We start from the raw sequence: 6,854 nt of genomic DNA on the forward strand, positions 1-6,854 counted from the left end.
GCCGGAGATCAGCCTCCCAGGGGCCAGGTGTACGGCCCCCGCGGGTCGTCCAGCCAGGCCCACTGCCCGCCGTCCGCGACCGTGACGCCGTACCTCTCCCGCTGCGGGCGCTCCTCGCGCTCCCAGAGGGAGAGGGCCTCGTGCGGGTCGAGGCTGCCCGCCGTCAGGGTCAGCAGGAACCGGAAGAGCTCGTCCCCGATCGCGCGCCTCGGCACTCCGCCGGGGCGCGCGGCCGGTTCGGTCAGCGGTGAGGCCCCGCGCAGGGGCACGAAGTACGCCGGGGTGTGCAGGAAGTGCCCCTCGGCGCGCGGGCCGTGCGCCGTCGCGCCCACCTCCAGCAGGACGAGTCCGGTCGCGACGGGGGCCAGGATGAGCGCCCCCGGGGAGCACTGCTCCGGCCAGGCGGGCGGTACGGAGGGCAGCGTGCAGGTCGCGATGATCCGGTCGTACGGGGCTTGCTGCGGGCAGCCCCGGGCCCCGTCGGCGGTGACGACCGTCGGGCGGTACCCGGCGGCGGCAAGATGGGCGCGGGCCGACTCCGTGATCTCCGGGTCCAGATCGACGCTGGTCACCGCCGCGTCGCCGAGCCGGTGGGAGAGCAGCGCCGCGTTGTAGCCGGGGCCGGTGCCGATCTCCAGGACGCTCTGCCCGTCCCGTACGTCCAGGGCCTCCAGCATCAGGGCCATCAGCGAGGGCTGGCTGGAGGACGAGATGAGTTCGCCGTCCCGCATCCGGGTGGCCAGCGCCTCGTCCCCGTACACCCCGCGCAGCCAGCGTCGGCGCCGTACGGGATCGGGGTCCTCGCCCCAGAGGCGCTCGTAGCCCCGGATGCCGTGCACGTAGTAGTACGGCACGAACACATGGCGCTCCACCTCTTCGAAGGCCGCACGCCAGGCGGGGTCGGTCAGCCCGCCCTGCGCGACGATGCCCCGCACCAGCGCCTGTCGCGCCTCGTCGGCCTCGGGGTCGGCTTCGGCGGAGGCCCCGGGATCGGCCTCGGGACCGGCCCCGGGACCGGCCTCGGGACCGGCCTCGGAGGAGGAGGCCCCCGGATCGACCCCGGGATCGGCCTCGGGGTCGTAGGGACGGTCGGAGCTTTCCGGGTGTGCACCCATGCCTCCACTCTCCTGCGGCGGGACGGCGGAGGCGAGTCGTCGCCGCCGCGGTCCGGGCCATTGGTCCTAGGACCCCTGACCTCCGCCGGTGCGTCTGCGACCATGGACGGGTGACAGAGATTCCGCGCGACACGCTTCAGGAGCAGACCTTCTACGAGCAGGTCGGCGGCGAGGAGACCTTCCGGCGCCTGGTCCGCCGCTTCTACGAGGGGGTCGCGGGCGACGAGCTGCTGCGGCCGATGTACCCGGAGGAGGACCTGGGCCCGGCCGAGGAGCGCTTCGCCCTGTTCCTGATGCAGTACTGGGGCGGCCCGCGCACCTACAGCGACCACCGGGGCCACCCGAGGCTGCGGATGCGGCACGCCCCGTTCCGGGTGGACCGGGCGGCCCATGACGCCTGGCTGGCCCATATGCGGGTCGCGGTGGACGAGCTGGAGCTGGCGCCCGAGCACGAGCGGCAGCTGTGGGACTACCTCACGTACGCCGCCGCCTCGATGGTCAACACCGCCGACTGATCACTTCCGACCGTAATACCCCTGAATACCTCCGAATTCCTCAGGGATGCCACCGAAATATCTCCGGAATGCCTCCGCAATTCGATGTTCCTCCTCCGGATAACGATCACGATCGGATCAAGGTGTACCGGTAAGCGGTTACCAGAACCCTGTCGCCTCTGAAAGCATCACCGTTACGTCGGGGGGCGTGTGTATGCGGTGTTCACGGGGTGGGGGATCAGGTGACGGTTTTTGTCCTTCTGCGGGTGAGGGCTCATCGCCTTCTGCTGTCCGCAGCCGTCCTCGCCGTCCTGCTGACCACTTCCGTGCTGGCCGCGCTCACCTCGTTCTCCGGTTCCGTGGGCGACGCGGCCCTGCGCCACTCGCTCACCCACGGGTCGGCCGCCTCCGCGGCCCTCTCCGTCTCCGCCTCGGTCGACCACGAACAGCGCGCGGAGGCCGATGACACCGTCCGCAAGGCCGCCCGCGACGCCTTCGACGGGCTGCCCGTGACGGTGGGGAAGCTGGAGAGCTCCCCCTCGTACGCGCTGCCGCGCAGCCTCCAGGACCCGGCCGCCCGGCGCGGCGAGCCGGACCTCACCCACTTCGCCGCCCTGGACCCCGGCCGGATCCGGATCACCGAGGGCAAGGCGCCCGCCGCCGGGGGCACCGGGCCGGTCCAGGTGGCCCTGCCCACCGTCGCCGCCGAGACGCTGAAGCTGAAGCCGGGCGCCCGGCTCACCGTCACCGACCGGCTGCGCGGCAAGCCGCAGAAGGTCCTGATCACCGGCGTCTACGAGGCCGCCGACCGGTCCGACCCGTACTGGCAGCTCGACCCGCTGGGCGGGCGCGGGGTGCGCAAGCTCGCCTTCACGACGTACGGTCCCCTGCTCACCGACCCCGCGGTCCTCACCTCCGGCGCCCTCGGCAAGGGGGACACCGCCTGGCTGGCCACCGCCGACTTCTCCACGCTGACCACCGGTTCCATGGCGGACCTGCACCGGGCCTCCTCCGAGGCCCCCAAGGCCCTGGCCGCCGCGCCCGTGTTCGCGTCCGGGCTCACCGCGCGGACGTCGCTGCCCACCGTGCTCGACCAGCTCGACCGGGCGCTGCTGGTCTCCCGCTCCACGCTGATGATCGTCGCGGTACAGCTGGTGCTGCTCGCGGCGTACGCGCTGCTGCTCGTGGCCCGGCTGCTGAACAGCGAGCGCGACGGGGAACGCGAACTGCTGCGGGCCCGGGGCGGTTCCCGGGGCCGGATCACCTCGCTGGCGGCCGTCGAGGCGCTGCTGCTCGCCGTGCCCGCCGCCGTGATCGCCCCCCTGCTCGCGGGGCCGCTGACCGGGCTGCTGGCCGAGCACAGCACCCTCTCCCGGATCGGGCTGGAGATCGGCGGGGCCACGACCGGCACCGTGTGGCTGGTCTCCGCCGCCGTCGCGCTGGCCTGCGCCCTGGCCGTGGTGGCGCCGTCGCTGACGGCCGGGGCGGGCGGGGCGGGCGGCCGCAAGGCCCGGGCGGCTTCCCTGCCGGGGCCGGTACGGGCGGGCGCCGACCTCGGGCTGCTGCTGATCGCGGCGGTGGCGTACTGGCAGCTCGACCGGCAGACCACGAAGTCCGGCAGCGGGGCGCTCAGCGGCGACCAGGACGGCAACCTCGGGATCGACCCCCTGCTGGTCGTCGCCCCGGCGCTGGCCCTGCTCGCCGGAACGGTCCTCACGCTCCGTCTGCTGCCGCCCGCCGCGAAGCTCGCCGAACGGTGGGCGGCCAGGGGCCGCGGGCTGCCCGTCGCGCTGGCGGGCTGGCAGTTCAGCCGACGCCCCCTGCGCGGCGCGGGACCGGTGCTGCTGCTGGTCCTGTCGGTCGCGATGGGCATGCTGGCGATCGGGCAGGGCGCCTCCTGGAACCGCTCGCAGGCCGACCAGGCCGACTTCGGCTCCGGCGCATCGGTCCGGCTCGTGGGCACCCACGGAAGCAGCCCGGCCACAGCCGGTGCCTACCGTGCGCTGGAGGGCGTACGTGAAGCGGCCCCGGCCTACCGGACCGAGGTGGAGGTCTCCGGCGGGCGCAAGGCCGAGGTCGTCGTCCTGGACACCGCGCACGCGGACGAGCGGATGCTGATCCGCCCCGACCTCACCGACGGGACCGGCCGCGAGATGTTCGAGGCGATAGCCCCGAAGCCCGGCCCCCGCACCGGTCTCCTCCTGCCCGAGGACAGCACCCTGCTGAAGCTGGACCTGCGGATCACCACGGACCCGCCGCCGAGGCCCACCGACATCGACGCCGACCTCTGGATGAAGGACCAGCCGCCGGTGTTCACCGTGCTCCTGGAGGACCGGTTCGGCCTCCACCACCGGGTCGTGACCGGCCCCGTGCCCGTCGACGGCCGCACACTGCCGGTATCGATCCCGGTGTCGGCGGCGGGCCTGTCCGTTACCGGCTTCGAGGTGGACGGCGCACCGCCGCAGTTCCGCACCGAGCAGCGCCGGGTCGCGGTGAGCGGTATCCGGGTGGTCACCGCGGCGGGCGACGAACGTGCGGTGGAGCCCTCCGGCGGCCTGCGCTGGCAGGCCGTGGTGAAGACCAGCGGGGACGGCAAGGGGCGGACGGGGAAGCCTCCGGTGCCGGGCGGAACGCTGGGCGCCCCGGTCTTCACGTACGAGAACGAGGGGTGGAACGAAGATTTCCCCGGGGACTCGACCACCACCCTGCGGGTCGGGGCGGAGAGGCCGCGGGCCGCGCCGTTGAAGGCGGTGGCGACGGACGCGTACCTGGAGAGCACGGGCGCGAAGCTGGGTGACAAGGTCGACCTCACCGTGGCCGGGAACACGGTCCGGGTGACCCTGGTGAAGGCGGTGCGGCAGTTGCCGACCACCGGCACCGGGGAGCTCAGCAACCCGTCGGACGCGTCGGCGGGCGGCGGTGGGCTGCTGCTCGACCTCAAGGCCGTGACCGATCTCCTCGCCGAGCGGCCCGGCGCCTCCGTCGAGGTGACCGAATGGTGGCTGAGCACCGCCCCCGGCGACGCCGCGAAGGTGGCCTCGGCCCTGCGCGCCCTGCCGGACATCGACCCGGCCCAGGTCCTGGTCCGCGAGGAGGCCGCCCAGCGGCTGGTCGACGACCCGCTGGGGGCGGGACCGCAGTCCGCGCTCCCGGCCGTCGCCGTGGTCGCCGCCGCGCTGGCCGCCGTCGGCTTCGCGGTCAGCGCCTCCGGGTCCCGGCGCGAACGGTCGGCGGAGCTCGGCGTCCTGCGGGCGCTCGGCGCACCGCGCCGCAAGCTGGCCCGGATGATCGCCGCCGAACAAGGCGTGCTGATCGCCCTCGCCCTGCTGATCGGGGCGGCCCTCGGCACGGTGCTGACCCGGGCCGTCGTCCCGCTCATCGTGCTGACCGGGCAGGCGGAGCGGCCCGTTCCGCCGGTGCTGGTGGAGCTGCCGGTGGGGCAGGTCGCGGTCCTGCTGGCCGGGGTCGCCGCCCTGCCGCTCGTGATCGTCGCGACGATCGCCCTCCGCCGCGGCGACCCGGCCGTGACGCTGCGCCACCAGGGGGAGCACTGACATGAGTGACGGCAATCGGGCGGCCAACGCCCCGTGGATACGTACCCGGCTGCGCACCGCGCCCGGTGCGGCGGCGGCCCTCGCGGTGCTGGTGCTGGTGACGGCGTTCCTCGCCGCCGCGTTCCCGCGTGCGGTGGACGCGTACGAGACGAGGGGGCTGCGCCACGACATCCGGACGGCGGACGCGAGCCGCAGCGTCGTGGAGGTCGCCGCCCCGCAGCCCGGTCTCGACCTGCCGCAGGACCAGCGGGAGGCCCAGATGCGCGCCCACGAGCTGGAACGCGTCGGCGGCAAGCTGCTGAAGGCGCTGCCCGCACCGCTGCGCGCCGACGCGTCGTCCGTCGCGTACGGAGTGCGCTCCACGAAGGCGATCGTGGCGGCCGAACCCTGGCTGCCGCGGCCCGAGGCGCTTCCGCCGCAGCTCACCTACGCGGCGCAGACGGGGCTGAAGAAGCACGCCACGCTCAGCTCCGGGGCCTGGCCGACGGCGCCGGGCGCGGTGACGGCGGACTCCCGTGAGGTGGAGGGCGTGGTCACCGAGGAGACGGCGCACGAGCTGAAGGTGAAGGTCGGCGCGACCATCGCGTTGCCCACCGCGGACAACGAGCACATCACCGTACGGATCACCGGCATCGTCGCCCCGCGCGACCCGCAGGGCAGCTACTGGTCCGCCGATCCGCTGCTGCGCTCCCCCTCCCTCGTCCCGGACCCCACGAAGCCCGTCCCCCAGCACTACTGGGTCGGCTCGGTGCTGCTGGCCGAGGACGCCGGCCCGGTGCTCCTGGGCACGGCCGCCGAGCCCGCCCTCTACTGGCGTATCCCGCCCGACCCGGCACCACTGACCGGACCGGACGGTGCCCGGCTGCGGTCCGTCATCGCCTCCCTGGAGAGCGGCCCCAGGCTGCTCGAAGTGCGGGAGGTCGCCGGGGGCACCGCCGTGGTCTCCACCGGACTCGACGATGTCGTGGAGGGCAACGCCCGGATGCGCGAGGCGATCAGCCCCGTGATCGCGGTCGCCGGAATCGGGATCGGCGCCGTGGCCGCCGTCGTCCTGCTGATGACGGGCGCCCTCACCGGCGCCCGCCGCCGCGGCGAGCTGGCTCTGCTGCGCTCGCGGGGCGGCTCCCTGCGGGGCATCGGCGGGCGGCTGCTCGCGGAGACCGCGGTGACCGTACTTCCGGCGGCCGCGCTCGGGCTGCTGCTCGCGGTACTCGCCGTGAGCGAGGGCCGGTGGTGGCCGGGAGCGCTGGCGGCGGCGGGCGTCGGGGTCCTCGTCTGCGTCGCCATCCCCCTGCGCACGACGCTCCAGCACATCCGGCCCACGCTGCACGGCGCGCGCGAGGACATGGTGAGCGCCCGCCCGTCCCGTCGGCGTACCGTCCTCGAACTGACCCTGCTCGTCCTGGCGGTCGGCGCCGTGACGGCGCTGCTCCGGCGCGGTACGTCGGCCGAGGGCGGCACCGACCTGCTGGTCAGCGCCGCGCCCGTGCTGGTCGCGCTGATCGCGGCGCTCGTCCTGGTACGTCTCTACCCGCTGCCCCTGCGGCTCGCCGCGCGCCCCATGGCGCGGCTGCGCGGGGCGATCGGCTTCCTCTCGCTGGCCCGTGCGGGCCGTGCCCAGGGCAGCGGGGCGCTTCCGCTGCTCGCCCTGCTGCTGGCGCTGGCCACGGCGGCGTTCGGCGGCTCGGTGG

Annotated in this window: 3 protein-coding genes and 1 pseudogene; 3 read left to right on the top strand and 1 reads right to left on the bottom strand. The window is 74.7% G+C overall.

Annotation, left to right across the window (positions count from 1 at the left end; genetic code table 11):
* Nucleotides 1–8 precede the first annotated feature (8 nt).
* Nucleotides 9–1,115: a methyltransferase domain-containing protein gene (locus tag ACFW9Z_RS02915; protein WP_384633303.1), complete on the bottom strand. Its 1,107-nt coding sequence runs from the start codon at nt 1,113–1,115 to the stop codon at nt 9–11.
* A 110-nt stretch (nt 1,116–1,225) separates the two neighbouring features.
* Between ACFW9Z_RS02915 and ACFW9Z_RS02920 the strand changes: the two genes are divergently transcribed.
* The 3 genes and pseudogenes from ACFW9Z_RS02920 to ACFW9Z_RS02930 form a co-directional block, all read left to right on the top strand.
* Nucleotides 1,226–1,630 carry a globin gene (locus tag ACFW9Z_RS02920; RefSeq protein WP_384633305.1) on the top strand — a complete coding sequence of 135 codons (405 nt, stop codon included), beginning with the start codon at nt 1,226–1,228 and terminating at the stop codon, nt 1,628–1,630.
* A gap of 221 nt (nt 1,631–1,851) precedes the next feature.
* Entirely contained in the window at nt 1,852–5,163 is a 3,312-nt protein-coding gene (locus ACFW9Z_RS02925) for an FtsX-like permease family protein (protein WP_384633307.1), read from the top strand.
* 1 nt (nt 5,164) lies between these two features.
* Nucleotides 5,165–6,854: pseudogene (locus tag ACFW9Z_RS02930) on the top strand (ABC transporter permease); the annotation flags it as partial.

It is taken from the genome of Streptomyces sp. NPDC059452, from assembly GCF_042750035.1.
GTDB lineage: Bacteria > Actinomycetota > Actinomycetes > Streptomycetales > Streptomycetaceae > Streptomyces.